Annotated in this window: 2 protein-coding genes; one reads left to right on the top strand and one right to left on the bottom strand. The window is 44.2% G+C overall.

Going from position 1 to position 1,585, the window contains the following annotated elements:
• Positions 1–18: 18 nt before the first annotated feature.
• The gene (aroA, locus tag R7M72_RS24435) at positions 19–1,299 is read left to right on the top strand and encodes a 3-phosphoshikimate 1-carboxyvinyltransferase (RefSeq protein ID WP_005495880.1); all 1,281 of its coding nucleotides are present in this window, start codon (positions 19–21) and stop codon (positions 1,297–1,299) included.
• Between the two features lie 57 nt (positions 1,300–1,356).
• Here the strand turns inward: aroA and R7M72_RS24430 are convergent.
• Positions 1,357–1,585, bottom strand: a 229-nt coding sequence (locus R7M72_RS24430; protein ID WP_318056379.1) for a YciN family protein, incomplete at its 5' end; no start/stop codon positions are given.

Here is a 1,585-nt window from a genome sequence, read left to right as displayed (position 1 = left end):
AAGGATTATCAACTTTTAATGGAAAGCCTAACGTTACAACCTATCAATAAAATTCAAGGGGAAGTGAACCTTCCTGGTTCCAAAAGTGTTTCTAATCGAGCACTTTTACTCGCTGCATTAGCAAAGGGGACGACTCGTCTCACCAACCTTCTCGATAGTGACGACATTCGTCACATGCTAAACGCACTCACTAAACTAGGCGTGAAGTACACATTATCTGCAGATAAAACAGAATGTGTGGTTGAAGGCCTTGGTCGTCCGTTCTCAGTATCAGAACCTGTCGAGCTCTTTCTGGGCAATGCGGGCACAGCCATGCGACCTTTAGCAGCCGCACTTTGTGTTGGCCAAGGTGAATATGTGCTTACTGGCGAGCCTCGTATGAAAGAACGACCAATTGGTCATCTTGTGACTGCATTGCAAGAGGCGGGAGCAGATATTGAATATCTGGAAAACACAAACTACCCACCACTAAAGATTGTCGGTACTGGTCTGAAAGCAGGCACAGTGTCGATTGATGGTTCTATTTCTAGTCAGTTTCTCACGGCTTTTTTGATGTCTGCACCACTTGCCGAAGGCGAAGTGCGTATTAAGATTGAAGGTGATTTGGTATCAAAGCCTTACATTGATATTACGCTGCATATCATGAAGCAGTTCGGTGTTGAAGTGATCAACAACGACTATCAAGAGTTTGTGATTCCAGCGGGTCAACACTATGTTGCGCCTGGTGATTTTCTTGTGGAAGGGGATGCTTCGTCGGCCTCTTACTTTTTAGCTGCGGCAGCAATCAAAGGCGGTGAAGTCAAAGTAACTGGCATCGGTAAAAATAGCATCCAAGGTGATATTCAATTTGCTGATGCGCTAGAAAAAATGGGCGCAGAGATTGAATGGGGCGATGATTACGTTATTTCCCGCGTCGGGAAGCTTAAGGGCATCGATATGGATTACAACCATATTCCAGATGCAGCAATGACCATCGCGACGACGGCTTTGTTTGCTGAAGGTACCACGGCAATTCGCAATGTTTATAACTGGCGTGTAAAAGAAACCGATCGTTTGTCTGCAATGGCAACAGAGCTTCGTAAAGTTGGTGCGGAAGTGGAAGAAGGTGAGGATTACATCATCGTTAAACCAGTACCTCACCTTAAACATGCGGCGATTGATACCTACGATGATCATCGTATGGCGATGTGCTTTTCTCTGGTGGCGTTAAGCGATACACCAGTGACGATTAATGACCCTAAATGTACGTCCAAAACATTCCCGGATTATTTCGACAAGCTTAAAGCGTTGAGCTGCTAGATCTCTAACTGAAAAGCCAGAGCGATGATGCTCTGGCTTTTTTGTCTTAATTTGCTGTTATTTGATCAGCGTAAATTCTTTAGAAAGGTGATGGGCTAAGTATTTGAACATATTGAATACTGCCGTAGTATTTGCGGTTGGTAAGCCTTTGTCATCAAGGAAGTACTCACCTTTAAATACCAAAACCCCGTCTTTTTCTTCTACGCTTGTCGCTCGCATTCTGTCAATGTAATCATCGTGCTCTTGGATGATTTGGTTTGCGATTAAAAGAAGGTCGAATTCTTCA

The organism is Vibrio sp. YT-18 (assembly GCF_033337345.1).
In the GTDB taxonomy this organism is placed as follows: domain Bacteria; phylum Pseudomonadota; class Gammaproteobacteria; order Enterobacterales; family Vibrionaceae; genus Vibrio; species Vibrio alginolyticus.
This window is presented reverse-complemented; position numbering and strand designations above follow the sequence as displayed.